We start from the raw sequence: 25,474 nt of genomic DNA on the forward strand, positions 1-25,474 counted from the left end.
GATCTTAGCGCAGGGTGCGCTGGAGACGGGCCTCGAGGTCCCTGACCGCGGCCTCGCCCGTCTTGCGGCCGGTGAGGGCGCTATGGACCTCGGTCCAGATGGCCTCGGAGACCTGGTTGTACTTGGCCCCGGCCACGTCCGAAGGACGGGAGACGGCGTTCTGGAAGACGGGGAGGAGGTCCCGGAACCACGGGTTCTTGGCCAGGACGTCCCGGTCGGTGTAGAGGGCAGGGCGGGTGGGCAGGCGGGAGAGGCGGACGGCGTTGTCCTTTTGCACCTCGTAGGAGGCTAGGTACTTCACCAGGTCCGCGGCCAGCTTGGGGTTGCGGCTGTAGGCGGAGACCATGAGCTGCCACCCCCCCAAGGTGGCCGCGTTGGTGGCATCCGCCGCTCCTTTGGGCAGCACCGTCACCCCGAACTTGCCCCGCACCGCGCTCCCCTCGCTCTGGCCCAGGGCGTAGGCGTAGGGCCAGTTGCGCATGAAGAGGCTATTCCCCTGCTGCCAGACGTTGCGGGCCTCCTCCTCGGCGTAGCTCGTCACCCCTTGGGGGGCGATGGTGCCCACGTAGCGGCGGATGGTGTTCAGGGCCAGGGCCGCCTTGGGGTTGTTCACGCTGATACGCCCGTCGGGTTCCACGATGCGCCCGCCCCCAAAGGAGTAGATCCACTCCAGGGCGTCGCAGGTGAGGCCCTCGTAGGGCTTGCCCTGGAAGACGAAGCCCCAGAAATCCTTGTTGGTCTTCCGCTCCCCTTCCATCACCTTCTTGGCCATCTGCTCCAGCTCGGCCCAGGTCCTCGGGGGGTTCTTGTAGCCGTACTTCTCCAGGAGGTCCTTGCGGTAGTAAAGGATGCCCGCGTCGGTGAAGAAGGGGATGGAGGTGAGCTTGCCCCGAATGGTGTTGTTCTGGAGGATGCGGGGGAAGAACTCCTTAAGCTCATCCTCGCTGAAGTAGGCCTTGAGGTCCAGGGCGTGGGGGGCCACGATGCCCGGCCAGATGACGTCGATCATGTAGACGTCCACGTCCGGGCTTTTCGCCGCCCAGTACTGCTGGTAGAGGGCCAGGCGGTCGTTGGTGTCCGCGGGGGAGTCAATGTACTCCACCCGGGTGCCCGTCTTCTTGCCCCAGGCCTCCACCATCTCCTTCATCCAGCGGCCGCCCTCCCCCACGGCGGTGGAGTCCCCGGCCACCCGGATGACGGGGCTTTGGGCCTGGACGCGCACGGAGCTGAAGAGCACCCCTGCGGCCAGACCCACCCCAGCTTTCTTCAAAAACTCGCGACGCTTCATCCTACACCCCCTTTAGAAACGCTTCCAGGGGGTACTTTACCACCCCTTTTCCCGCCCCGTCAAGCCCTACTCCAGGGCCAGCCCCAGGGGGTCTTCCAGGAGGAGGGCCAGGTGGCGGCAGAAGCGGGCGGCCTCGGCTCCGTCAATGAGGCGGTGGTCGTAGGTGAGGCTGAAGGGCAGGATGAGGCGGGGGACGAAGGCCTCCCCGTTCCAAACGGGCTTCATCTGGGCGCGGGAAACCCCTAGGATGGCCACCTCGGGCCAGTTCACGATGGGGGTGAAGCCCATGCCCCCGATCCCCCCCAGGTTGGAGAGGCTGAAGGTGCCCCCCTGCATCTCCTCGGGGGTGAGCTTCCGCTCCCGGGCCCGCTCGGAGATCTCCTGAAGCTCCCGGGCCAGGGCGAAGACGCCCTTTTGGTCCACATTGCGGATCACGGGCACCAGGAGGCCGTGGGGGGTGTCCACGGCCACACCGATGTGGATGTAGTCCTTGTAGACGATCTCCTGGGCCTCCTCGTCCACGGAAGCGTTGAACTTGGGGAAGGCCTTAAGGGTGAGGGCCAGGGCCTTGAGGAGGAAGGCGGTGGGGGTGAGGCGGAAGCCCCGCTCCTCCGCCTTGGGGGCGTAGCGCTTCCGCAGAGCCTCGAGGTCGGTGATGTCCGCCTCGTCAAAGTGGGTGACCATGGGCACCTGGGCCCAGGCCTGGGCCATGGCCCTCAAGGTGGCCTTCCGCACCCCGCTCATGGGCTCGCGGCGCACGGGGCCAAAGCGGCTGAAATCGGGAAGGGGAGGACGGGAGGGAGCGGGGGCGGCCCGTTCGGGCGCGGCCAGGCCCGCCGCCCGCCGGACGTCCTCCTCCGTGATCCGGCCCGCAAGCCCGCTCCCCCTCAGGGCGTGGATGTCCACCCCTAGCTCCCGGGCGAGCCGCCTTATGGAGGGGGAGGCCGGGACCAGACGCCGCCCCTCCGGAGCCTCTCCCCCGGTGGGGGCCTTGGGTTTTGGGCTTTCCACCGCCGGGGCAGGGGGTTCGGCCCCTTTGGCCTCCCGGGTGGGCTCGGCCGCGGGGGCTTCCTCCCGGGCTTGGGCCTCCCCTTCCGCCTTCAGGACCAGGAAGGGCTGCCCCGGCTTCACCTCGTCCCCCGGCTTCACCAAGACCTGCTCCACCACCCCGCCCGCCTCCGCGGGCACCTCCATCACCGCCTTATCCGTTTCCAGCTCCAAGAGGGGCTGGCCGGGGGCCACCCGGTCCCCCTCCTTCACCAAGACGCCCACCACGGTGGCCGTGGCCACGTTGTCGCCGAGTTCGGGTAGCCTGAGCTCCATACCTCCTCCTTACCGCCGGTGGGGCGGCCTCTCCTCTAAGCTAAGCCCAAGCCGGGTGCGAGCCTCCTCCAGAACCTTGGCCTCGAGCCTTTCTTCCTCCACCAAAAGGGCGAGGGCGGCGTAGGCGATGTGCCGGTCGTCCACCTCAAAGAAGTCCCTTAAGGCCTCCCGGGTGTCCGAGCGCCCGAAGCCGTCCGTGCCCAGGGCGCAGAAGGTCCGGTCCAGGTAGCCCCGGATGAGGTTGGGGAGGGCCTTGAGGTAGTCCGTGGCGGCCACGATGGGGCCTTCGTGCCCCTCTAGGGCCTCGGCCACGTAGGGGGTGCGGGGCTTGCCGCGTAGCCGCCTTTCCCGCTCGGCCTCGAGGGCATCCAGGTAGAGGGCCTTGTAGCTGGTGGCGCTCCACACGTCCGCCACCACCCCGAAGCCCTTCAGGATCTCCTGGGCCTTCAGGGCCTGGGGCAGGATGGGCCCCGAGCCCAAAAGCTGGACCCTGGGGCCTTCCCCCTCCCCTTTCCGGAAGAGGTAAAGCCCCTTCAGGATGCCCCGCTTCACCTCCGCCCGGGGCTCGGGCATGGGGGGATGGGGGTAGTTCTCGTTTTCAATGGTGAGGTAGTAGAAGACGTCCTCCCCCTCCCCGTACATGCGGCGGAGGCCGTCTTCCAGGATCACCGCAAGCTCGTAGGCGAAGGACGGATCGTAGACCAGGAGGTTGGGGGCCGCCAAGGCGTAGATCTGGCTCTGCCCGTCCTGGTGCTGGAGCCCCTCCCCTTCCAGGGTGGTCCGGCCCGCGGTGGCCCCCAGGATGAAGCCCCGGGTCCTCTGGTCCGCGGCGGCCCAGACCAGGTCCCCCATGCGCTGCAGGCCGAACATGGAGTAGGTAATGAAGAAGGGGATGGTGGGGATGCCCCAGTGGGCGTAGGCCGTGCCCGCGGCGATGAAGTCCGCCATGGCCCCGGCCTCGGTGATCCCCTCCTCCAGGATCTGCCCTTCCTTGCTCTCCTTGTAGGCGGTGAGGGTGCCCGCGTCCACGGGGATGTAAAGCTGCCCCTTGGGGGAGTAGATCCCCACCTGGGCGATGAGGGCTTCCATGCCGAAGGTGCGGGCCTCGTCGGGGACGATGGGGACGATGTACTTCCCGATCTTGTGCCTCAGGAGCTTAGCCAGAATGCGCACGAAGGCCATGGTGGTGGAGATGGCCCGCCCCCCCGTGCCCTGGTAGAACTCCTGGAAGAAGGCCTCGTCCGGGACCTCGAGGCCCCCTTTGAAGCGCACCCGCCTTTCCGGCACAAAGCCCCCCAGGGCCTTTCGCCTCTCCAGGAGGTAGCGCACCTCGGGGGCCTCGGGGCCTGGGTGGTGGTAGGGGAGTTCGGCAAGCTTCTCCTCGGGGACGGGGATCTCCAGGAAGTGCCGGGCCTCCTTGAGGTCCTCCTCGGTGAGCTTCTTCACCTGGTGGGCCACGTTCTTGGCCATGGCCGTGGGGCCCATGCCGTAGCCCTTGATGGTGCGGGCCAGGATGACCACTGGGCTCCCCTTGTGCTCCACCGCGGCCTTGTAGGCGGCGTAGATCTTCCTGAGGTCATGCCCGCCCCGGGAGCGGGTGAGCTCGGTGAGCTCCTCGTCCGAAAGGCCCTCAATGAGCTTTTTGAGCTCCGGGGTGTTGAAGAAGCGCTCCCTAAGCTCCCTCCCCCCAAAGGCGGCGTAGCGCTGGGACTCCCCGTCCACCAGGGCCTCAAAGCGCCGCAGAAGGTGGCCTTCCGTGTCCCGGGCGATGAGCTCGTCCCAGAGGGAGCCCCACACCACCTTGATCACGTGCCAGCCCGCACCCCGATAGAGCCTTTCCAGCTCCTGGATGACCTTGGAGTTCCCCCGCACCGGGCCGTCCAGGCGCTGGAGGTTGCAGTTCACCACGAAGATGAGGTTGTCCAGCCCCTCCCTGGCCGCAAGGTGGAGCGCCCCCACGGTCTCGGGCTCGTCGTGCTCCCCATCCCCCAGGAAGGCCCAGACCTTGGCGGAGCTTTTGGGCTTTAGGCCCCGGTCCTCGAGGTAGCGCATGAAGCGGGCCTGGTAGATGGCCTGGATGGGCCCAAGGCCCATGCTCACCGTGGGGAACTCCCAGAAGTTGGGCATGAGCCAGGGGTGGGGGTAGCTGGAAAGCCCCTGGCTCCCTTCCACGGGGGGGTGGACCTCCCGGCGGAAGTTTTCCAAGTCCGCCTCCTTAAGCCGCCCTTCCAGGAAGGCCCGGGCGTAGATCCCGGGGGAGGAGTGGCCCTGGAAGAAGACCAGGTCCCGGTCTAGCCCCGCCCCCGGCCCCCGGAAGAAGTGGTTGAAGCCCACCTCGTAAAGCTCGGCGATGGAGGCGTAGGTGGAGATGTGCCCCCCGATGCCGTCGGCCCTTTTGTTGGCCCGGGCCACCATCATAGCCGCGTTCCAGCGGAGGATGTTGGCGATGCGCTGCTCCAGCTCCAGGTCCCCGGGGTAGGGGGGTTCCTTCTCCTTGGGGATGGTGTTCAGGTAGGGGGTCTCGAGGCGGTTGCTCAGGGTGTAGCCCTGGAGGTAAAGATGCTGGTCCAGTAGGCGGAAAAGCTCCTCTACCCGCTCGGGGCCCTCCACCCTTAGGACGTACTCCAAGGCCTCCAGCCACTCCCGGTTTTCCTGCTCAAAAAGGGCTTTTCGTTCCTCCGGCGAAAGCCGGATAAAGGCGGCTTTGAGTTCCCCTTCCGTCATGGCGCCCTCCTTGGTGGCCACTTACACTACACCAGTTTGGCCGAGCGGGGGGGGACTGTCCAATAGCAAGGCCTTGGCCCCTGTGATAAACTTTTCTTATCATGAATCTGCGCCGCCTGCGCTGTTTCCTGGTCCTGGCCGAGGAGCGGAACTTTCACCGGGCAGCGGAGAGGCTTTTCCTCTCCCAGCCCGGCCTCACCCAGCAGATCCGGGCCCTGGAGCGGGAGCTTGGGGTGCGTCTTTTGGAGAGGCGCCCTTTCCGCCTGACCCCTGCGGGGGAGGTGCTCTATCGGGAGGGCAAGGCCCTTTTGGACCAGGCCGAGGCCCTGAAGGAAAGGGTAAGGCGGGCCGGGCGGGCGGAGCTCCGCTTTGGCGTGCCGGAAAACCTCCTCCCGGACCTCATGCCCCTTTTGGACCACCTGAGGCGGGGCCTGGGCCGGCCGGTGGAGATCCTGGAGATGCACACCCCCGAGCAGGTGAAGGCCCTAAAGGAGGGGCGGCTGGACTATGGCCTCGCGGGGCTTCGGGTGGAAGACCCGGCCATCGCCAAAGAACCCCTCCTCGAGGTCCCCATCGTGGTGGCCCTCCCCGAGGACCACCCCCTGGCAGGGGCGGATCGGGTGCCCCTAAGGGCCCTTAAGGACGAGCCCTTCCTCCTCATGCCCAAGGAAGCCCTACCCCCCCTCTACGAGGCCTTCATGGAGGTCTTCCGCCGGGCGGGCTTCCAGCCCAAGGTGGTGCGGGAGGTGGCCCGTTTCCCCCAGGCGGTGGGCCTGGTGGCCGCAGGGGTGGGGGTTTACCTGACCCTGGCCCCCTACCGGGTCTTTCCCCACCCCGGGGTGGTGCTGAGGCCTCTTTTGGAGGAGGCGGCCTTGGAGGTGGCCCTCATCTACCCCAAGGCCCCCCCACCCCCCTGCCTTGAGGAGGTCCGGGCCCTCCTTAAGGCCCTGGTGTTATAAGGGTGTACAATCCCGTTGTGCCCGAGCTTTTGGCGGCCCTCCGCACCCACCCAGGCCTGAGGCGTCCCAAGAACGAGGACGCGGTGGGCCAGGCCGTTACCCCTTGGGGCGGCGTCTTCGTGGTGGCGGACGGGATGGGGGGGCACCGCACGGGGGAGGTGGCCTCGAGGCTGGCGGTGGAGACCCTGCTGGAGAAACTCGCCCAAGGGGAGCCTTCCCCCAAGGCCCTCCTGGAGGCCTTTGAGGAGGCGAACCGCAGGATTTACCAGGAAGCCCAGCGCCCGGAGAACCGGGGGATGGGCACCACCGCCACCTGCCTCCTCCTGGACCTGCCCTATGCCCTCATCGCCCACGTGGGGGACTCCCGGGCCTACCTCCTTCGCAAGGGGGTCCTGAGGCAGCTCACCGAGGACCACTCCTGGGTGGCGGAACGGGTCCGCCAGGGGCTTCTCACGGTGGAGGAGGCCCGCACCCACCGGTGGCGGAACGTGATCACCAACGCCTTGGGCTCCTTCCCTGAGGCCCGGGTGGACCTCCTCGGGCTTAAGGTGGAGCCCGGGGACGTCTTCCTCCTCTGCACGGATGGGCTTTATGGGGTTTTGGAGGACCGGACCCTCCAGGAGGTGCTGAGGAACTACCCCCCTGAGGAGGCGGCGGAGCGCCTGGTGGCCCTGGCCAACGAGTGGGGGGGGCCGGACAACATCAGCGTGGCCCTGGTCCAGGTGCCCGAGGCGCTGCCCGAAAGGACCCGTCCCTATGCCCTGCCCCTCGAGGCCGCGAGGGGTGACCCCGTGCACCTCAAGCTGGGGGAGGTGCCGGAGGAGCTTCCCACCCAGGTCCTGGAGCCCAAGCCCCGCCCTAAGGTGGGCTGGCGGGACGTCCTCCTTATCCTCCTTTGGGTGGTGGTGGTGGCCTACATCCTCCTAGGCTACTTCCGCGGGCCCTAGACGGAACCCGGGCGCCTCGGTAGACTCCAAAGGGTATGGAGCGGACCTTTGTCATGGTGAAGCCGGACGGCGTGCGCCGGGGTCTGGTGGGCGAGATCCTGGCCCGCTTTGAGCGCAAGGGCTTCCGTCTGGTGGGCCTTAAGCTCCTCACCCTGGACCGGGGGCTTGCCGAGAAGCACTACGCGGAGCACCGGGAAAAGCCCTTCTTTCCGGGGCTCGTGGCCTTCATCACCTCGGGGCCCGTGGTGGCCATGGTCCTGGAGGGGCCGAACGTCGTGGCCGAGGTGCGCAAGATGATGGGGGCCACCCACCCCAAGGATGCCCTTCCCGGAACCATCCGCGGGGACTTCGCCACCACCATTGACGAGAACGTGATCCACGGCTCGGCCACCCCGGAGGACGCCCAAAGGGAGATCGCCCTCTACTTCCGTCCGGGAGAGCTCCTCTAAAAGGGTTACTCCTCCGGGGCCTGGGGGAGGGTCTGGGCCCGGAGCCGGTCCCAGGGGAAGTCGTCCAGGGGGTAGAACCGGTCCGCCTGCTGGGCCAGGCGGTGGGAGGAGAGGGCGTGGAAGGTGGTGTTCTCCACCTGCTTGCCCATGTCCTGCACCACCCGCACCACCTCGGCGAAGTCACCATCCCCCGAGACCAGGACGGCCACATCGTAGGCGTCCGCATAGGCCAGGCGCAGGATATCTATGGCGATCTGGATGTCCACCCCCTTTTCCACGAACCCGTCGGCCCTCCGTTCCAGCCGGCCCAGGCGCACGGCCACGTAGGGCACCCGCTTGAGGTAGTTGAGGAAGCTCTGGTGGGCCTTGGCTGCGGGGTCTTCTGGGGGCAGGGGGGCGTTGTAGTAATAGGCCCGGAGGAGCCTGCGCCCCGCAGTGAGGAGGGTGATGAACTCCACGAAGTTCAGCCGATAGTCCGAGCCCAGGTGCTGGACCAACCCCTTGTACAGGTTGGACCCGTCTATGAATATCGCTACCCTTTCCATAAAAGGCCCGCCCCTTTCCGGGCTACCCCAGTCTACTCCCCCCGGATGAGAGGTTTTATAGCCCACCGCTCAATGAGCGGTGGGGGCAGGGATACGGCGATCGGCTTAGGCCCTTTCAGGGCGGGGTTATGCTACCATGACCCTTCCATGAGCGCAAGATAAGAAGTCAAAGAGTCCATCAGGAGCGCGCTTTTTCCGTCTCCGCGTACACGTCCCGGAAGACCCCGGGGATGGGGGCGTGGGGCTTGTGCACCCGCACCCGTACCCTCTGGAGGCGGGGGAAGGCCTTTAGGAGCTCCTCCGCCAGGTGGTCCGCCAGGGCCTCGATGAGGTAGAAGCGCTTGCCCCGCACGATCCCCTCCACCAGGGTGTAGACCGCGGCGTAGTCCACGGTCTCCTCCAAAAGGTCCCCCCGGCCCTCAAAGGGCACCTCCAGCCAGAGATCCACCACGAACCGGGCCCCAAGCCGCCCCTCCTCGGGGTGGACCCCATGGCGGCCGTAGAACTCTAACCCGAGGAGGGCGATCTCTCCCATAGGGCGCTCCAGACCTTCAGGGCCTCCCGGTGGGCCTTCACATCGTGCACCCGGAGGATGTGGGCCCCCTTCAGGAGGGCGAAGAGGTGGGCGGCCACGCTGCCCAGGACCCGTTCCCTGGGGTTTTCCACCCCCGTGAGCTCCCCGATAGTCCGCTTGCGGGAGAGGCCCACGAGGACCGGGTGGCCCAGGGCCACGATCTCCTCGAGGCGCCTAAGGAGGGCCAGGTTATGCTCCAGGTGCTTCCCAAACCCAAAGCCAGGGTCCAGGACCACCTGGGGTACCCCCGCCCTAAGGGCCCGTTCCGCCTGGGCCTTCAGAAAGGCCTTCACCTCCGCCACCACGTCGGTGTAGCGGGCGTGGGCCATCATGGCCTTGGGGTCGGGGACGGGCATGTGCATGACCACCGCGGCCACCCCAAACCGGGCCGCCAGGGCCACCATGCGCTCGTCCCTGAGGCCCGTCACGTCGTTCAGAAGGTGGGCCCCAAGCCTTAGGGCCTCCTCCGCCACCTCGGGCTTGCGGGTGTCCACGGAGACCGGGGCCCCTAGGGAGAGAACGGCCTCGAGGACCGGAAGGAGCCGCCTTTTCTCCTCCTCCACCGGCACCGGCTCGGCCCCGGGGCGGGTGGACTCGGCCCCAAGGTCCAAGAGGTCCGCCCCCTCTTCCAGGAGTTCCCTCGCCCGCCTTAGGGCCGCCTCCGGTTCCAGGTAGAGCCCCCCGTCGGAGAAGGAGTCGGGGGTGAGGTTGAGGATGCCCATAAGGAGGGGGCGGTCTAGGGGGAGGGCCCGGTCGCGAAGCCAGAGCACGCCTTGGATTATAGTGGCCTCATGAGGCTCCTGGCGGCGGTGGACTTTGGGGCCACCTACGAGAGCGTGGTGGCCACGGCGGGGGCGCTGGGAGAGGCCTTAGGCCTCGAGCCCCACCTCCTCCACGTCATCCCCGACCCCTACTTCCAGGGCCTGACCCACCACTTCCCCGAGCTTAAAGACCCCATCCTGGCCCTCCTGGACCAGGTGGAAGCCCGGGTGGAAGAGGCCCTTAAGGCCCAGGGGCTTAGGGCCCAGGTCCTCCGGGGCCTACCCGCCTTTGTGGTGGGCGGGGAGGCCACCCGGGCCAAGCTTGTGGTTCTGGGCCAGATGGGGGAAGCCCCCCTGGAGCGCCTGGCCCGGGGGGGGATCGCCCGCTACCTCCTCCACCGGGGGGAGGTCCCCGTCCTCCTGGTGCCCCCCCACCACCCCCTCGTCCGCCCGGCCCGGATCGCGGTGGGGGTGGACGAGGGGGACGCAGCCCTGGCGGCAGCCCGGCTGGCCCAGGCCTTTGGGGAAAAGCTAGGGGCCGAGGTGGTGGGCCTGCACCTGGTGAGCGGGGAAGGGGGGTGCTGCTACCCCACCTACCTGGATCCCAAGGGCCTCGGCCTGGCCCAGGTGTTGGAGCGGGCGGAGGCCTTTTTGGGCCAGCGGCTTGGCCTTAAGGTCCAGGCCATGAAGGGGGAGGAGGCTTCGGACCTCCTGGAGGCGACCAAGCGCCTCAAGGCGGACCTTCTCGTCCTCGGTTCCAAGGCCAAGCGCACCTGGCGCCACCGCCTGGGGCAGATGGTGGAGGCCGCCTTGCGCCACGCGGAGCTTCCCCTGCTGGTGGTTCCCGAGGCCACCCGCTGGTAGAATCCCCCCGTGCACGGGCCCAGCTGGTACCTCCGCCTCTCCGCTTACTGGTTCGCCACCAGCTTTAAGTGGTTCCTGGTCCTCCTTGTCCTCCTGCCCGCCCGGGTGGCGGAGCTTTCCCCAGAGGGGGAAAGGGCGAGCCGGCTCGGCCTCCTTTTTGGCCTAGGGGCGGTGATGGCCATCCTGGGCCCCCCCCTTATGGGCTTCCTTTCCGACCGCCTGGGAAGGAGGCGGCCCTTCCTCCTCCTCGGGGCCTTCCTCACCGCCTTCGCCCTCTTCTATCTGGCCCACGCTCCAAGTTTTGCCCACCTTCTCCTGGCCTACCTCCTCCTCCAGGTGGCGGACGATCTGGCCACGGGGCCCTACTCCGCCCTCATCCCCGACCTGGTGCCCAAGGGGAGCCGGGGCCTGGCCTCGGGGTACATGGGGGTCCTCCAGGTCCTGGGGCAGATCCTGGGGGGGGCGGTGGGGTTCCTCCTGCCCCTCGCCCCCCAGGCCTACCTGGCCGCCTTCTTGAACCTTCTGGCCGCGGCCCTCACCCTGGGGGTGATGCCGCCCAAGGGGCTTGCCCCGAACCCCAGGCCCCTCCGGCAGGCCCTCTTCCTCCCCTTCGCCGATGCCGACTTCCGCCTGGTCTACCTCACCCGCTTCCTGGTGATGCTGGGTTTTTACCTGGCCCAAACCTACCTTCAGTACTACCTGGCGGATGTGGCGCGGGCTTTCCAGGCCTTTGGGCGGGTGCTTACGGAGGAACCCTTCCAGGCGGTGGCCCTTTTGGGTCTCCTCATCTCCTTGGGGGCCGCCCTCTCCAGCGTCCCTGCCGGCCGGGCCTCGGACCGCCTGGGCCGCAAGCCGGTGATCTACCTCTCGGGGGTGGGGCTTGCCCTTCTCATGCCCTTTCTCCTGGCCTTGCCTCGGTACGAGGTCCTCCTATTCCTGGGCCTTTTCTTTGGCCTTTTCTACGGCATGTACCTGGCGGCGGATTGGGCCTTGGTGGCCGATGTCCTTAAAGACCCCCAAGCCCACGCCACGGACATGGGGATCTGGCAGACCTCCATCGTGGTGCCCCAGGTGCTGGCGGGGGCCTTCGGCCGGCCTTTGGACCTCCTGAACGCCAAGGAGCCGGGCTTGGGTTACACCGTGCTCTTCCTCCTTGCGGCCCTCTTCTTCCTCCTCGGGGCGTTTTGGGTGGCGGGGGTGCGCCGGGCGCGGTAGGGCAAGGGTGCATTTTTATGCCCTTTTCGTCAAGGGGCGCGGTTGACGCTCCCCCGGTACCCCGTTAGGATGAAGCGGGTTTTTCGGGAGGATAAAGGATGAAAGCGCTCCTGGCTTTGGCCCACGCCGTAGACGCCCTAAGCGAGGGCATTGGGCGGGTGATCGCCTGGCTTGTCCTGACGGTGGCCCTCCTCTCCGCGGGGAACGCCCTCTTGCGTTACGGGTTCAGCTACAGCTCCAACGCCTACCTCGAGGCCCAGTGGTACCTCTTCTCCCTCATCTTCCTCCTGGGGGGGGCCTACGCCCTGAAGAAGAACGCCCACGTGCGCATAGACCTCCTTTATGGGCGCCTCTCCCCCCGGACCCAGGCCTGGATTGACCTGGTGGGCACGGTGCTCTTCCTCATCCCCATGAGCCTGGGCCTCCTCTACCTGGCCTGGCCCTGGGCCATGGAGTCCGTGCGCATCCGGGAGGTTTCCCCGGACGCCGGCGGCCTTCCCCGCTGGATCATCAAGCCCTTCGTCCTGGTGGGCTTTTCCCTTTTGGCCCTCCAGGGGCTTTCGGAGCTTATCAAACGGGTAGCCTACCTCATGGGCCTTTACCAGCTGGAAGAGGAGCGGGAGGAGGTGGTGGAGTGATGGACCTCCATGCCTTCATGCCCCCCCTGATGTTCCTAGGGCTCATCGTTTTTCTGCTTTCCGGGTACCCCGTGGCCTTCGCCCTAGGGGCCACGGGCATCGTCTTCGGTTTCCTGGGCATCGCCCTGGACCTTTTTCCCCCAGCGCTCCTACGGGCCATGCCCGACCGCATCTTTGGCATCATGTCCAATCAGCTCCTCCTGGCCATCCCCTTCTTCACCCTGATGGGGCTTCTTCTGGAGCGGAGCGGGTTGGCCGAGGACCTTCTGGACACCATGGGCCAGCTCTTTGGGCCCCTCAGGGGGGGGCTGGCCTTAAGCGTGGTCTTCGTGGGGGCCATCCTGGCCGCCACCACCGGGGTGGTGGCGGCCAGCGTCATGGCCATGGGCCTCATCTCCCTGCCCGTGATGCTCAAGTACGGGTACAACCCACGGCTTGCCAGCGGGGTCATCCTGGGATCGGCCACCCTGGCCCAGATCATCCCCCCGAGCCTGGTCCTCATCGTCATGGCCGACCAGCTGGGGGTGAGCGTGGGGGACATGTACAAAGCAGCCCTTATCCCCGCGGCCTTCACCGTGGGGCTTTACTTCCTCTACGTCATCGCCGTGGCCCTCCTCCGCCCCCAGGCCGTCCCCGCCCTGCCCCCGGAGGCCAGGCCCCACGCGGGTAAGGAGCCGGAGGCGGCCTTTGCCCTCCTCTCCTACCTCCTGGTGGGGGTGGGGGCCTGGAAGCTTGGGGAGTTCCTGCGCCTACCCGCCTGGTTGGAGGGCCTCGAGGTTCTCCTGGGGCTTTTCCTCTGGACCCTTTTCCTCCTCCCCCGCATCCGCCGAAATGCCCTCCTCCGCCGGGCCCTCTTTTCCATGGTCCCCCCCCTGGTCCTCATCTTCCTGGTCCTGGGGACGGTCCTCCTGGGGATCGCCACCCCCACGGCCCCAGCCGCCATGGGGGTGGTGGGGGCCCTGATCCTGGCCCTCCTGAACCGGTGCCTCTCCTTCCCCGTCCTCTACCAGGCCATGGACCAAACGGCCAAGCTCACCGCCTTTGTGATTTTCATCCTCATTGGCTCCACCATGTTCAGCCTGGTCTTCCGGGGGGTGGACGGGGACCTCTGGGTGGACGGCTTCCTCAGCAACCTGCCCGGGGGGGAGGTGGGGTTCATCGTCTTCGTGATGGCGGTGGTCTTCCTCCTGGGGTTTTTCATAGACTTCTTTGAGATTGCCTTCATCGCCTTGCCCCTCCTCGCCATTGGGGCGGAAAGCCTGAACATAGACAAGGTCTGGTTTGGCCTCCTCGTGGGGGTCAACCTCCAGACTTCCTTCCTCACCCCGCCTTTTGGCTTCGCCCTCTTCTACCTGAGGAGCGTGGCCCCTAAGGAGGTGAGGACCGTGGACATCTACCTGGGGGGTGTCCCCTTCATCCTCCTCCAGCTTTTGGTCTTGGTCCTGGTCTACTTCCTGAAAGACCCCATCCTGCACTTCGTGAGCGGCTTCTAGGTGCGTCCTCTTGGAACACCCAAAAGCCCCCGCCCTGAGGGCGGGGGCTTTTCTTGGGGTGGTTTTTAGACCGAGGGGAAGGCAAACTGCTCGTAGCCCAGCTCGGCCACCGCAAACCAGCGGTACTGCTCCTCCCGGAACTTCTTCCAGGCGGTGTAAACCTTACGGTAGGTGGCGTCCTTGGCCGCCTCCTCCTCGTACCAGGCGAAGGCGGCTTTCTGGGCGGCCTGCATAACCTCGTTGGGCCACTTCCTGAGGCGCACCCCGGCCCGGATGAGGCGCTGGAGGGCAGGGGGGTTCACCTGGTCGTACTTGGCCATCATCCACTGGTTGGCCTCGGCCGCGGCCACCTCAAAGGCCTTTTGGTACTCCTTGGGGAGCTTCTTCCACTCGTTAAGGTTCACGTAGAAGGAGAGCATGGGCCCGGGCTCGTGCCAGCCGGGGTAGTAGTAGTACTTGGCCACCTTGTAGAAGCCAAGCTTCTCGTCGTCGTAGGGGCCCACCCACTCCGTGGCGTCAATGGTGCCCCGCTCCAGGGCGGGGTAGATGTCCCCTCCCGCCAGCACCTGGGGCACCACCCCAAGCCGGCTCATCACCTGGCCCCCGGGCCCGGGGATGCGCATCTTGAGGCCCTTGAGGTCGGCGAGGCCCTTGATCTCCTTGCGGAACCAGCCCCCCATCTGCACCCCGGTGTTCCCTCCGGGAAACTGGATGATGTTGAAGGCGGCGAAGACGGAGCGGAGGAGCTCAATCCCGCCCCCAAAGTACATCCAGGCGTTTTGCTGCCGTGCGGTGAGGCCGAAGGGCACCGCGGTGTCAAAGGCCAGAGCGGAGGCCTTGCCCACGTAGTAATAGCTGGCGGTGTGGCCCACCTCCACCGTGCCCTGCTGCACCGCGTCCATCACCTGGAGCCCCGGAACCAGCTCCCCCGCCTGGTAGGGGCGGATCTGGAACCGACCCCCCGTGAGGGCGGAGACCCGTTCCGCCAGGACCTCCGCCGCCCCGTAGATGGTGTCTAGGCTTTTGGGGAAGCTGGAGGCGAGCCGCCAACGCACGCTGGGGCTCCCCTGGGCGAAAACCGGGCCGAAGGCCGCGCTGGCCGCTACGCCGATACCCGCCTTCTTCAAAAAGTCCCGCCTTTTCATGTCTGACCTCCTTCGCGGTCGGGGGGATTATACCCCAAGGGGGGGTAGGGCCCGCAACCCCGCCCTGCATGAACTTACCGCCCTCCCCCTAGCGGAGGTAGAAGAAGGTTTCCGCACGGTCGTAGCGGCGGGCCTGGGCGGCCTCGAGGTAAAGCCTTAAAACCCCCTCAAAATCCTGGTAGACCCCCTCCAGGCGCAAGGTGGTGGGGGCTTGGTCCGTGTACACCGCCCACACCCGGTGTAGGCCCCTGGGGGGCACCAGGGTGTAGCGGTAGGCTCCCGGAGGGAGGACGTGGGTGCCCCGGGTCAGGTAGAAGCGGTCCAGCCCGTAGGTGCGGCCGTCGGGGTCCTCCACGAAAAGGGCCACCCAGCCGGGCTCGGCCAGGGTGAGAAAGAAGCGCACCTCTTCCCCTAGGTAATAAACCCCTCCGGGCCCCCGGTCGGGCTCAAAGCGTAGGATGGCACGGCCGAAGTCCAGGCGGTAGGTGAGGGAAAGCCCCGCGGGCTCCACCACCAGGGTGCACGCGGAAAGGAACCCCGCAAGCAGGAGAAGCCCTAGGCGCATATCCACCTCCTCTCCCCCAGGATACCCTCTCCTTTTCCCTCCGCTTTGAGCTTTCCTTAAAGGAGGGGAAGACGGCTTATAGGGGCGAAGCACCAGCGGTGAACGGGGGAGGGCCCCAGGGCCAGGAGGGCCTTTTGGTGCTCCTCCGTGCCGTAGCCCTTGTGCCGCGCGAAGCCGTAGCCGGGGTAGAGCCGGTCCAGCTCCGCCATGAGCCGGTCCCGGTGGACCTTGGCCAGGATGCTGGCCGCGGCCACGCTGGGGCTTGAGCCGTCCGCCCGGGGTGGGGCCAGGAGGGGAAGGGGGGTTTTCAGGGGCAGGTAGTCCGTCACCAGGGCTTCCGGAGGGAGGGGAAGGGCTTGTAAAGCCCGTTCTGCTGCCAGGAGGGTGGCCCTCAGGACCCCCAACCGGTCGATCTCCTCCACCTCCGCCACCCCTAGGGCGAAGGCCAGGGCCACCCGTTCCACCTCTCCTGCCAGGCGTTCCCGCTCCCTGGGGCTTAGGGTTTTGGAGTCCCGGAAGGGGTAGACCCCCGGGGGGAGGATCACCGCCCCCACCACGATGGGGCCCGCCCAGGCCCCCCGGCCCGCCTCGTCCAGGCCTGCCACCTTTAGCCCCGCCTGCCAGAAGGGGGCCTCGAGGGGGGTAGGGGGCGTCATGGAGGGTATTCTACGAGGATTAACCTGGCTAATCTCCAAAGAGAGGGTTATGTTGTAAAGTATGAGGGGATTGTTGGGAGGGCTTGCGCTTTGGCCTCTCTTGGCCCTTTCCCCCGCGTGGGCCTTCGTGGTGGACACCCCTTTGGGGCGGGCGGAAGGGGTTTGGGAAGAAAAGGCCGTTGCGTTTTATGGGCTTCCCTATGCGGAGGCAGGTCGCTTCCAGGCCCCCAGGCCCGTGGCCACCTGGCCGGAAGGGGTGGGCCGGGAGGAGGTGGCCTGCCCTCAGGCGCCAGGGATTACCGCCCGCCTCGGGGGGTTCATCCCCCCTCAGCGGGAGGACTGCCTGGTGCTCAACGTCTACCTTCCCCAAAGGCTCCCCCCACCGGAAGGCTGGCCGGTGATGGTCTACCTCCATGGCGGAGGATTTTCCTCGGGGAGCGCCGCCGAGCCCATCTACCGGGGCCACCGCCTGGCGGAGGAGGGCGTGCTGGTGGTGGCCCCCAACTACCGCCTGGGGCCTTTGGGCTTTCTCGCCCTTCCCGCCCTCGAGGCGGAAGACCCAAAGGCGGTGGGAAACTATGGGCTTCTAGACCTTATCGAAGCCCTCCGCTTCGTCCAGCGGTACATCCGCTACTTCGGGGGGGACCCCAAGAACGTCACACTCTTCGGGGAGTCCGCCGGGGGGATGCTGGTCTGCACCCTCCTCGCCACCCCCGAGGCCTGGGGGCTTTTCCATAAGGCCATCCTCCAGTCGGGGGGGTGCGGCTACGCCCGCCCTTTGGGAGAGGGCTTCCCCTTGGGGCAGGCCTGGGCCAGAGGGGTGGGGTGCGACCCTAAGGACCTCGCCTGCCTGCGCCGCCTGCCCTTAGAAGGGCTCCTGCCCCAAGAACCCTCCTTGGACGCCGCGGTCCGCTTCTTAAGTCGCCCTTCCCTCTTCGCCCTTTCTCCCTTCAAGCCCCACCTGGGGCTCCTGGTCCCGGAGGACCCCCGGACCTTCCTGGAAAGAGGCGGGGCCAGGGGGGTGCCCCTCATCGCCGGGGCCACTTTGGACGAGCTCCGCTTCCCCACGCTGCAGGCCCTCTTGGGCCCGGGGACATGGGAGGAGTTCCGGGCCCGCCTCCGCCTCACGCTCCCTGAGGAGAAGGCCGAGGCCCTCCTCAACCACTACCGGGCCCGCTTCGCACGCCCACAGGAGGCCTGGGGGGAGGCGGAGACCGCCCGGGTCCTCCTCTGCCCGAGCCTCCAGGCCGCCCGGCTGCAGGCCCCCCACGCCCCCACCTACGCTTACCTCTTCACCTTCCGCGCCCCTGGGTTTGAGGGCCTTGGGGCCTTCCACGGCCTGGACCTGGCCCCCCTCTTTGGCAACCTCCGGGCCATGCCCTTCTTCCCCCTCTTCCTTACTGGGGAGGCCTACGAGCGGGCGGAAGCCCTGGGCCAGAGGATGCGGGGCTACTGGGTGCGCTTTGCCCAGGAGGGGGAGCCCGGGGGTTGGCCCCGCTGGCCCCTATACCAGAAGGGGCTCGTCCTCCGATTGGACGACCCCGTGGGCCTCCTCCCCGACTCCTTTGAGGTCCGCTGCGGCGTCTTTGAGCGGCTTGGGCTACTATAAGCCCATGCGGGCCACCTGCCCTCTGGACTGCCCCGACGCCTGCCGCCTCCGCCTCACCTTCCAGGAGGGGCGCCTCGTAAAGGTGGAGGGGGACCTGGGGCACCCCATCACCCGGGGTTTCGCCTGCGCCAAGACCCAACGCTACCCGGACCGCGTCCAAAAGCGCCTCCTCCACCCCATGCGCCGCGCGGGGGCCAAGGGGGAGGGGCGGTTCGTCAGGGTCTCCTGGGAGGAGGCCCTGGACGGGATCGCGGAAAGGCTTAAGGCCATCCTGGACCGGTACGGGGGTGAGGCTGTCCTCCCTTACCACTACGCGGGCACCATGGGCGTGGTGGAGAACCAGCACCCTTTGGCCTTCTTCCGGGCTATCGGGGCCAGCGAGCTTCTGGAGACCATCTGCGCCACCGCGGGGGGCGAGGCCTGGGCCATGACCTACGGGCCCCGCCTGGCCCCAGACCCCGAGGACATCCCGGAAAACGCCCGCTACATCGTCCTTTGGGGCATCAACAGCCTCTCCACCAACAGCCACCTCACCCCCTTTCTCAAGGAGGCCCGGAAAAGGGGGGCCAAGGTGGTCCACCTGGACCCCTACGAGAACATCACCAGCCGCTTTGCGGACTGGCACCTCAAGCTCCGCCCCGGCACGGACGCCGCCTTGGCCTACGCCATCGCCCACGTTCTCTTCCGGGAGGGGCTGGTGGACTGGGCCTATCTGCAAAGGGCGGCGGTGGGCCTCGAGGCCTTCCGGGAAAGGGCCGAGACCTGGACGCCGGAAAGGGCCAGCGCCCTCACAGGGGTGCCGGAGGAGGCCATCCTCCGCCTGGCCCGGGAGATGGGGGAGGCCAAGCGGGTTTTCTTGCGCGTGGGCTACGGCATGACCCGCCACCCGGGGGGCGGGAACGCCCTGAGGGCCGCCATCCTCCTCCCCGCCCTCCTTGGGGCCTGGCGCTACTCGGGCTGTGGGGCCATGCTCTCCACCAGCGGGGCCTTCCCCCTCAATAGGCGCTTCCTCGGGGGGCGGCACCTCCTGGAGAAACCCCGCCCCCACGAGGGCTACTTCCGCCCGAACCCTGGGGCGCGGGCGGTGAACATGAACCAGCTGGGGACGGCCCTTTTGGAGCTAGACCCCCCCATCCGCGCCCTCTTCGTCTTCAACTCCAACCCCCTGGTGGTGGCCCCGGACACGGGCCGGGTGCGGGCGGGCCTTTTAAGGGAAGACCTCTTCACCGTGGTGCTGGAGCAGGTGATGACCGAGACCGCCCGCCATGCGGACTACCTCCTCCCCGCCACCTTCTTCTACGAGCACGAGGACCTCTACACCAGCTACGGCCACTACTACCTCTCCTGGAACCGGGCCCTGGTGCCCCCGGAAGGGGAGGCCCGGCCCAACACCTGGGTCTTCCGGGAGCTCGCCCAAAGGCTTGGCCTAAGGGAGCCCACCCTCCACTGGACGGCGGAGGAGGTGGCAAGGAGCCTCCTGGACGCCGACCACCCCTATCTCCAGGGGATCACCTTTGAGAGGCTAAAGGAGGCGGGCTTCCTCAAGCTGAACCTCCCCAAGCCCTTCCTCCCCTTCCGAGAGGGCCCGGTGCGCTTCAGCCCTCCCCCCGAGGTCATCCCCACGGAGCCGGAGCCGGGCTACCCCTTGGTCCTCCTCACCCCCCCGGCCCACCGCTTCCTCAACACCACCTACGGCAACGTGGAAATCCTGGTGGAGGCGGAAGGGGGGGAGCCCCGCCTCCTCATCCACCCCAAGGATGCGGAGGCCCGGGGCATCCGGGACGGGATGCTGGTCCTGGTGCGCTCGAGGAGGGGCCAGGTGGTGCGAAGGGCGCAGGTCACGGAGGCCCCCATGCCGGGGGTGGTGGTCCTGGAGGGCACCTGGTGGGAGAAGTGGGCTCCAGACGGGAAGGGGATCAACCACCTCACCTCGGAGAGGCTCACGGACCTGGGGGGCGGGAGCACCTTCCATGCCAACCCCGTGGAGGTCACCCCCCTCCTGGGCGACTTCCCCGAGCCCCGTTGGGCTTAGGCGGGGTCGGGGCTTTTCCGGTAGGTGAGGGCCTCGGCCACGTGGGCCTCCTCCACCCGCTCCGAGCCCATGAGGTCGGCCACGGTGCGGGCCACCCTGAGGAGGCGGTCGTAGCCCCGGGCGGAGAGGAGGAGCTTTTTGGCCGCCGCCTGGAGGAGGGCTTCCGCTTCTGGGGTGAGGTGGAGGTGGGCCCTTAAGGCCCTTCCCGAAAGCTCCCCGTTGGGCCGGCCTTGGCGGGCGAGCATCCTTTGCCGCGCCAGGAGGACCCTGGCCCGCACGGCTTCCGTACTTTCCCCCTCGGGGGCGCGGGCAAGCTCTAAGGGGGTGAGGCGGGGCACCTCCACCACCAGGTCAAACCGGTCCAGAAGCGGCCCCGAGATGCGGCCCGCGTAGCGCCTTCGGGCCAGGGGGGTGCAGGTGCAGGGCCGCTCCACATCCCCGTGCCAGCCGCAGGGGCAGGGGTTCATGGCCGCCACCAGGAGGAAGCGGGCAGGGAAGGTGAGGCTGGCCCGGGCCCGGGCCACGGTCACCACCCCGTCCTCCAGGGGCTGGCGCAGGGCCTCGAGGGCCTCCCGGGAAAACTCCGGAAACTCGTCCAGGAAGAGGACCCCCCGGTGGGCCAAGGAGACCTCCCCCGGCTTGGGGATAGCCCCACCCCCGATGAGCCCGGCGTAGCTCACCGTGTGGTGGGGGGCGCGGAGAGGGGGGGTGCGGAGGAGACCCCGAACGGGAAGTCCCGCGGCGGAGTGGACCCGGGTCACCTCCAAGGCCTCCTCCTGGGTGAGGGGTGGGAGGAGGAAGGGGAGACGGCGGGCCAGCATGGTCTTGCCGGAGCCGGGGCTGCCCACCATGAGGAGGTGGTGGCGGCCGGCGGCGGCGATCTCCAGGGCTCGCTTGGCCTTGGCCTGGCCCTTCACGTCCCGGAGGTCCAAAAGGGCCTCCTCCAGAAGGGCCTCCTCCCCTTCCATGGGGCGAAGCGCCTCCTCCCCCCGAAGGAAGGCCACGGCCTCCGCCAACGAGCCCACCCCGTAGGCCTCCACCCCCTCCACCAGGGCGGCCTCCTTGGCGCTTTCCCGGGGCAAGAGCAGCTTTTTCCCCTCGGATATGGACCCTAGGGCCAGGTTCACCGCTCCGGGGATGGGCCTTAAGCTCCCGTCCAGGCCCAGCTCCCCGGCGAAGGCAAAAGGGGCCAGGGCCCCTTGGGACACCACCCCTTGCGCGGCCAGAAGCCCCAGGGCAATGGGCAGGTCAAACTGGCTCCCCTCCTTGCGGAGCTCCGCCGGGGCCAGGTTTACCACCACCCGGGCCTGGGGGTAGGGGAGACCGGTGTTCTTCAGGGCGGCCCTGACCCGCTCCCGGCTCTCCTCCACCGCCTTGTCCGGCAAGCCCACCAGGGCGTAGCTGGGCAGACCCGGGCTGACATCCACCTCCACGGTGACGGGAACCGCCTCCAGGCCGAAGAGGGCGTAGCTCCGCACCTGGGCTAGCATGGAAGGAGTTTACCACACAGGTGTCAGCTTGCGGGCTTACCCCTTTTTGTTGACATGAAGATTTTTGCCCTACCATAGGGCTATGCCATCGGTTGGCCCCTTGGACTCATATGACAAAGCCCAGGCCCTTTTCCAGGAGCGTAGGGCACTCCTTTCGCGGATGGGGGGGGTTCCCTTGACTCTTCTCCAGGTGGCCAGCGAGGAGTGGCTCTACATGCTCCAGGAGGACACCCGCCACTCCCTGGCCATAGAGGGCTACTTCGTTACGGATGAGGAGCTCGAGGCCGTTTTGGGTGGGCGGAGGGGTTCTTTGGAGGTCCTCAACTACTTTCGCACCGCCCAGTTTGTCTACGGTTTGGCTTTCCAGTATCTGCAAGAGGGAACCTGGCACCTAGACGTGGCCCTGATCAACACCATCCACGCCCAGCTTTTCCAGGGTACGTCCCAGGAGCGTCACAGGGGCCAGCCGGCCGATGGGGTTCAGCGGACCATCGCCGGGGCCCAGGTGCGCCCTCCTTTGGAGGCCACAAGCTATCTTCGGGCTTTCACCCAACTCATGCCCAGGCTCTTTCAAGCACGGGAGGTCCTCGAGGCCCTAGCCAAGGCCCACACCCTTTTTGAGGCCATTCACCCTTACCGGGATGGTAACGGGCGGGTGGGCCGGATTCTCCTCAACTACCTGGCCATCCTAAAAGGGCTTCCCCCCTTGGCCATTAAGGGTCTTTCCCAAGAGGAGCGGCGCCGGTATTACGCTGCTCTTCAGGAGGCGGATAGGGGGTTCCATAAATCCTTCCCTCCCCCTGAACCCCAGGCCCTCTTGGAGGCTTTGGACGCCGGGCAGTTTGAACCCCTGGCCCTCCTCTTAGCCGAAAGCCTCCTTGCGAGGGTGGACACCCTTTTGGCCCTTACTCTTTTGCGCTACACCGACCTCATGCCCCTGGAGAAGGTGGCCCAGGAGCTGGGGGTGGACCGCCTTTTGGTTTACCAGTGGGTGCGGAGGAAGCGCTTGGTGGTCTACCGGCCAGGGGGAAAAAGGCGGCCCCTTTCCCATCCCTGGCTTTTTCTGGGCACCCGGGAACATCCTCCCTCGGCACCCAACCCTTTTCCCCCCGAGCGGCCCGGGTGGGAGGAGCGGGCGAGAGCGTGGCAGCGCACCCTATTTGACCTGGGGGCGTAGGAGGGGCAGGTAAAGCCCTAGGCCGAGGAGGAGAAGCCCCAAAAGCCCGAGGAAGGCCGCTCCGTAACCCAAGGTCCCCACCATCACCCCCACCCCCCACTGGAGGAGGAAGGTTCCTCCGATGCCGAAGAGGTTCACCAGGGTGGTGGCCCGGCCCACCAGGTGGGGGAGGACCAGCTCCCGGGCCTGGGTTAGGGTGAGAATGTTGAAGGCCCCGAAGAAGCCCAAAAGGGCGTAAGCGGGAAGGAGGGCTTTTAAGAGGAGGAGAAGGAGTCCCAAGGCGAAGAGAAGGGCGGAGAGGAAGAGGACCCGCGCCGTTCCCAACCGGTCCGCCAGATACCCGGAAACCAAAAACCCCAGGACCGCTCCGCCGCTATAGAGTAGGAGGAGGTTCCCCACCGCCACGGCGGAAAGCCCTAGAGCGTACCCGTAGGCCCCCGCCCAGAGGGTCTGGAGGGCCAGAAAGCTCCCCGCAAAGGCCAGGGCCAGGAAGGCCACCCGGAGGAGGGGTCCGTTGCCCAGCACTTCTTTGAGCCCCCCCGTCCCCCCACCCTTGGGCCAGGCCACCCCGGGAGGGGCGTTCCTTACGCCCAGGGCGATGGAGAGGGCCACCAGGACCACTGCTCCCCCCCCAAGGAGGAAGACCCCCCGCCAGCCCAAGGCCTCCTTCAGGAGGGCCAGGGGGGTGGCGGCCATGAGCCCCCCTGTGGCCCCCAGGCCCACAAGGAGGGTGGACACCGTGGCGTAGTTCTTGGGGAACCAAAGGCTGAAGGCCTTCATGGAGCCCATGAGGGCCGCGGCCATCCCCATCCCGATGAGGGCCCGCCCCAAGGCCAGGATGGGGAAGCTTGGGGCCAGGCCGAAGACCACGCTTCCCAGGGCGGCGAGAAGGAGGAAGCCAGGGGTGATGAGCCGGGGTCCGTACCGGTCCAGAAGCCCCCCTAAGGGGAGCTGCACCGAGGCGAAGGCCAGGTAGAAGAGGCTGGTCATGAACCCAAGCTCCGCTGGTCCAAGCTCCATTTCCGCGGAGAGGTCCTTGGCCAAGACCGCGTTGGCCGACCGGTAGAAGTAGGAGAGGAAGTAGCCTAGGGTAAAGAGCAGGAAGACTCTGAGCGCCATATCACCTCCGGTTCAAGGCAACCCCCACCAGGATAAGCGTGCCCCCCAGGAGGGCCCCTGGGCTTAAGGGCTCCCCCGCCAGGGGCACGGCAAAGAGGGCCCCCGCCACCGGCTCCAACATGGCGAGGAGGGTGGCCTTTCGGGCCGGCACCTGCCTCACCCCAAGGAGGAAAAGCCCAAAGGGGATCACGGTTCCGAAGACCACCAGGTAGAGCACCGCTAGGACCTCCTTCAGGCCTAGGCCCAGGAGGAGGGGCAGGTGGTAGAGGAGGACGGGCAGGGCGAGGAGGCTCCCCACCCCTGTGGCCACGGCCAGGCTGGTGAAGGGTGGGGTCCTTAACCCATAGGAGAAGGCGGCGTAGGCGGCGAAGGAGACCGCAGAGAGGAGCCCAAAGGCCAGCCCCACCGGCCCCCCCACCAAGCCTCTAGGCCCCACCACCAGGAGGTAGGCCCCGAGGAGGGCCAGCCCCACCCCAAGAAGCGCCTTTCGGGGAAGGCGCTCCCCCCGGAGGAGGGCGTGAAGGGTGAGGAGGGTTGGGGCCAGGTACTGGAGGAAGATCCCCGTGGCCACGGTGGTGGTGTGGATGGCCAGGTAGTAAAAGGCTTGGGCCCCGGAGAGGGCGAGGCCCACCCGGAGGAGGCGGGGTTTTTCCTCGGGAAGAGGAGGATGGCGGCGGAGGAGGGGGAGGAGGAGGAAGAAGCTTAGGAGGAAGCGCAAGGGGATGAGGAGCCCAGGGGGGATGCTCTCCATGAACCGGCCCGCCAGGGCCCCGCCTAGGCCCCAAAGGAGGGCGGCGAGCAGGATGGGGATCACCGCCTACCTCCAAGCACCGCAAGCCCCACCCCCATCAGGAGGACCAGCGCCCCCAAAAGGACCAAGGGCCCCGGAACCTCCCCGAAAAGGAGGAAGGCCAGGAGGCTTGCCCCCACCGGCTCAAAGAGAATGGCCAGGGTGACCAGAACCGGGGAGATGTACCGGGTGGCCCAGTTGAAGCTGGTGTGGCCGATGAGCTGAGGAATCGCCGCCATGAGGAGGATGTAGAGGTACACGGAAGGGGAGTACCCCCCATACCCGCCGCCGAAGAGGTAGGGGAGGGGCAGGAGCAGGAGGGCGGCCATGGTGTAGGCAAGTCGGATATATTCCAGAGTAGAGAGCCCCCGGCGCTGGGCTTCCCGCCCCAAGAGAAAGTAAAAGGAAACCGCCACCGCCCCCAAAAGGGCCAGGAGGTCTCCCAGGAGGGGGTTTTTCCCCCCATCTCCCCTTGCGTCCCCGAGCCCGATGAGAAGCCCACCCGAAAGGGCCACCCCCACCCCTAGGAGGGTGAGGGGGGTGGGCCGTTCCCGGAAGAGGAGCCAGCCGAGAAGGGTCACCCAGACGGGGTTGGTGGTGACCAGGGCGGTGCTGGCGGCCACGGAGGTGTAGGAGAGGGAGGTGATCCAAAAGGCGAAGTGGAGAGCTAGGAAGGCCCCTGCCCCCAGCGCCCAAGGGACCCCTTCCCCTCTTGGGGTTCCTCTCCGCCAACCTGGAGCCAGAAGGAGGGCGGCCAGGGCCAGCCGACCTGCGCTCATGACCAGGCTGAAGGCCAGGCTCGTGTCCCCGCTGGCCCTTAGGGCGAGCCGCACCAGGATGCTCCCGAAGCTGATGGCCAGGATGCCAAGCAGGAGTACGGCGAGAAGCTTTGCCCCCGAGGGTCGCATGGGCGCATTTTTTCACACCGGGGGGGTTCTGACCAGTGGGTCAAGGGGCTTCTGTCGGTCGTGTAAGGAATTATGTGTAAGGGTATGTGTATGAATGGGGGTACCAACGGGAGAGGAGGTACCCCATGGATCAGGATACCCTCCAGATGATCTTGAGGGAAGCAGTGAGGGAAACGGTAACCCAGGTTCTGCAGGCCCTGCTC

The 25,474-nt window shown here is 67.3% G+C and carries 23 protein-coding genes; 10 read left to right on the forward strand and 13 right to left on the reverse strand.

Features of this window, described 5'->3' with window-relative positions; genetic code table 11:
* Positions 1-4: 4 nt before the first annotated feature.
* The 3 genes from WKI94_RS01945 to aceE all read right to left on the reverse strand — a co-directional run bounded on the left by WKI94_RS01945 (position 5) and on the right by aceE (position 5,335).
* Positions 5-1,288: an ABC transporter substrate-binding protein gene (locus tag WKI94_RS01945; RefSeq protein WP_337844092.1), complete on the reverse strand. Its 1,284-nt coding sequence runs from the start codon at positions 1,286-1,288 to the stop codon at positions 5-7.
* 66 nt (positions 1,289-1,354) lie between these two features.
* On the reverse strand, positions 1,355-2,611 hold the full coding sequence (locus WKI94_RS01950; protein ID WP_337844093.1) for a 2-oxo acid dehydrogenase subunit E2: 1,257 nt from the start codon (positions 2,609-2,611) through the stop codon (positions 1,355-1,357).
* A 9-nt stretch (positions 2,612-2,620) separates the two neighbouring features.
* Complete coding sequence (aceE, locus tag WKI94_RS01955; protein WP_337844094.1) at positions 2,621-5,335, reverse strand: pyruvate dehydrogenase (acetyl-transferring), homodimeric type; 2,715 nt, start codon at positions 5,333-5,335, stop codon at positions 2,621-2,623.
* Between the two features lie 101 nt (positions 5,336-5,436).
* Between aceE and WKI94_RS01960 the strand changes: the two genes are divergently transcribed.
* The 3 genes from WKI94_RS01960 to ndk are packed head-to-tail and all read left to right on the forward strand — an operon-like array spanning position 5,437 to position 7,690.
* The gene (locus tag WKI94_RS01960; protein WP_337844095.1) at positions 5,437-6,294 is read left to right on the forward strand and encodes a LysR substrate-binding domain-containing protein; all 858 of its coding nucleotides are present in this window, start codon (positions 5,437-5,439) and stop codon (positions 6,292-6,294) included.
* Between the two features lie 17 nt (positions 6,295-6,311).
* Positions 6,312-7,241, forward strand: coding sequence for a Stp1/IreP family PP2C-type Ser/Thr phosphatase (locus WKI94_RS01965; RefSeq protein WP_337844096.1), 930 nt, complete (start codon positions 6,312-6,314; stop codon positions 7,239-7,241).
* 35 nt (positions 7,242-7,276) lie between these two features.
* A complete protein-coding gene (gene ndk / locus WKI94_RS01970) occupies positions 7,277-7,690 on the forward strand; it encodes a nucleoside-diphosphate kinase (RefSeq protein ID WP_337844097.1) in 414 nt (137 codons plus the stop codon).
* 5 nt (positions 7,691-7,695) lie between these two features.
* Here ndk and WKI94_RS01975 read toward each other — a convergent pair whose 3' ends face one another.
* The 3 genes from WKI94_RS01975 to folP all read right to left on the reverse strand — a co-directional run bounded on the left by WKI94_RS01975 (position 7,696) and on the right by folP (position 9,579).
* Positions 7,696-8,235, reverse strand: a complete 540-nt coding sequence (locus WKI94_RS01975) for an NYN domain-containing protein (RefSeq protein WP_018460872.1) — start codon at positions 8,233-8,235, stop codon at positions 7,696-7,698.
* A 178-nt stretch (positions 8,236-8,413) separates the two neighbouring features.
* A complete protein-coding gene (gene folB / locus WKI94_RS01980; protein ID WP_337844098.1) occupies positions 8,414-8,770 on the reverse strand; it encodes a dihydroneopterin aldolase in 357 nt (118 codons plus the stop codon).
* The gene (gene folP / locus WKI94_RS01985; protein ID WP_337844099.1) at positions 8,743-9,579 is read right to left on the reverse strand and encodes a dihydropteroate synthase; all 837 of its coding nucleotides are present in this window, start codon (positions 9,577-9,579) and stop codon (positions 8,743-8,745) included. The genes folB and folP overlap by 28 nt, the downstream gene beginning before the upstream one ends.
* 21 nt (positions 9,580-9,600) lie before the next feature.
* Between folP and WKI94_RS01990 the strand changes: the two genes are divergently transcribed.
* The 4 genes from WKI94_RS01990 to WKI94_RS02005 all read left to right on the forward strand — a co-directional run bounded on the left by WKI94_RS01990 (position 9,601) and on the right by WKI94_RS02005 (position 13,780).
* Positions 9,601-10,434 carry a universal stress protein gene (locus tag WKI94_RS01990; RefSeq protein ID WP_337844100.1) on the forward strand — a complete coding sequence of 278 codons (834 nt, stop codon included), beginning with the start codon at positions 9,601-9,603 and terminating at the stop codon, positions 10,432-10,434.
* A 9-nt stretch (positions 10,435-10,443) separates the two neighbouring features.
* On the forward strand, positions 10,444-11,649 hold the full coding sequence (locus WKI94_RS01995) for an MFS transporter (protein ID WP_337844101.1): 1,206 nt from the start codon (positions 10,444-10,446) through the stop codon (positions 11,647-11,649).
* Positions 11,650-11,747: 98 nt separating this feature from the next.
* The gene (locus WKI94_RS02000) at positions 11,748-12,287 is read left to right on the forward strand and encodes a TRAP transporter small permease subunit (protein WP_337844102.1); all 540 of its coding nucleotides are present in this window, start codon (positions 11,748-11,750) and stop codon (positions 12,285-12,287) included.
* Positions 12,287-13,780, forward strand: coding sequence for a TRAP transporter large permease subunit (locus WKI94_RS02005; protein WP_337844103.1), 1,494 nt, complete (start codon positions 12,287-12,289; stop codon positions 13,778-13,780). The genes WKI94_RS02000 and WKI94_RS02005 overlap by 1 nt, the downstream gene beginning before the upstream one ends.
* 65 nt (positions 13,781-13,845) lie before the next feature.
* On the opposite strand, the gene WKI94_RS02010 is transcribed toward WKI94_RS02005, so the two are convergent.
* From WKI94_RS02010 to WKI94_RS02020, 3 genes are all read right to left on the reverse strand, one after another.
* On the reverse strand, positions 13,846-14,925 hold the full coding sequence (locus WKI94_RS02010; protein WP_337844104.1) for a TRAP transporter substrate-binding protein: 1,080 nt from the start codon (positions 14,923-14,925) through the stop codon (positions 13,846-13,848).
* Positions 14,926-15,013: 88 nt separating this feature from the next.
* A complete protein-coding gene (locus tag WKI94_RS02015) occupies positions 15,014-15,490 on the reverse strand; it encodes a DUF4384 domain-containing protein (RefSeq protein ID WP_337844105.1) in 477 nt (158 codons plus the stop codon).
* Positions 15,491-15,546: 56 nt separating this feature from the next.
* Positions 15,547-16,146 (reverse strand): ribonuclease HII, encoded by a 600-nt coding sequence (locus WKI94_RS02020; protein ID WP_337844106.1) that lies wholly within the window; start codon positions 16,144-16,146, stop codon positions 15,547-15,549.
* Between the two features lie 61 nt (positions 16,147-16,207).
* Here WKI94_RS02020 and WKI94_RS02025 point away from each other — a divergent pair, with 61 nt between their 5' ends.
* Entirely contained in the window at positions 16,208-17,755 is a 1,548-nt protein-coding gene (locus tag WKI94_RS02025; protein ID WP_337844107.1) for a carboxylesterase family protein, read from the forward strand.
* Positions 17,756-17,759: 4 nt separating this feature from the next.
* Positions 17,760-19,787: a molybdopterin oxidoreductase family protein gene (locus WKI94_RS02030; RefSeq protein WP_337844108.1), complete on the forward strand. Its 2,028-nt coding sequence runs from the start codon at positions 17,760-17,762 to the stop codon at positions 19,785-19,787.
* On the opposite strand, the gene WKI94_RS02035 is transcribed toward WKI94_RS02030, so the two are convergent.
* Complete coding sequence (locus tag WKI94_RS02035; protein ID WP_337844109.1) at positions 19,784-21,277, reverse strand: YifB family Mg chelatase-like AAA ATPase; 1,494 nt, start codon at positions 21,275-21,277, stop codon at positions 19,784-19,786. The two genes, WKI94_RS02030 and WKI94_RS02035, sit on opposite strands and share 4 nt — an antisense overlap.
* Before the next feature lie 175 nt (positions 21,278-21,452).
* Here WKI94_RS02035 and WKI94_RS02040 point away from each other — a divergent pair, with 175 nt between their 5' ends.
* A complete protein-coding gene (locus WKI94_RS02040; protein ID WP_337844110.1) occupies positions 21,453-22,454 on the forward strand; it encodes a Fic family protein in 1,002 nt (333 codons plus the stop codon).
* Here the strand turns inward: WKI94_RS02040 and WKI94_RS02045 are convergent.
* The 3 genes from WKI94_RS02045 to WKI94_RS02055 are packed head-to-tail and all read right to left on the reverse strand — an operon-like array spanning position 22,434 to position 25,271.
* Positions 22,434-23,573 (reverse strand): MFS transporter, encoded by a 1,140-nt coding sequence (locus tag WKI94_RS02045; protein ID WP_337844111.1) that lies wholly within the window; start codon positions 23,571-23,573, stop codon positions 22,434-22,436. The genes WKI94_RS02040 and WKI94_RS02045 overlap by 21 nt on opposite strands.
* Position 23,574: 1 nt before the next feature.
* Positions 23,575-24,387 carry an EamA family transporter gene (locus WKI94_RS02050; protein ID WP_337844112.1) on the reverse strand — a complete coding sequence of 271 codons (813 nt, stop codon included), beginning with the start codon at positions 24,385-24,387 and terminating at the stop codon, positions 23,575-23,577.
* The gene (locus WKI94_RS02055; protein WP_337844113.1) at positions 24,384-25,271 is read right to left on the reverse strand and encodes an EamA family transporter; all 888 of its coding nucleotides are present in this window, start codon (positions 25,269-25,271) and stop codon (positions 24,384-24,386) included. The genes WKI94_RS02050 and WKI94_RS02055 overlap by 4 nt, the downstream gene beginning before the upstream one ends.
* Positions 25,272-25,474 lie beyond the last annotated feature (203 nt).

Origin of the sequence: Thermus sp., from assembly GCF_037444525.1 — a bacterium.
Lineage (GTDB): Bacteria > Deinococcota > Deinococci > Deinococcales > Thermaceae > Thermus.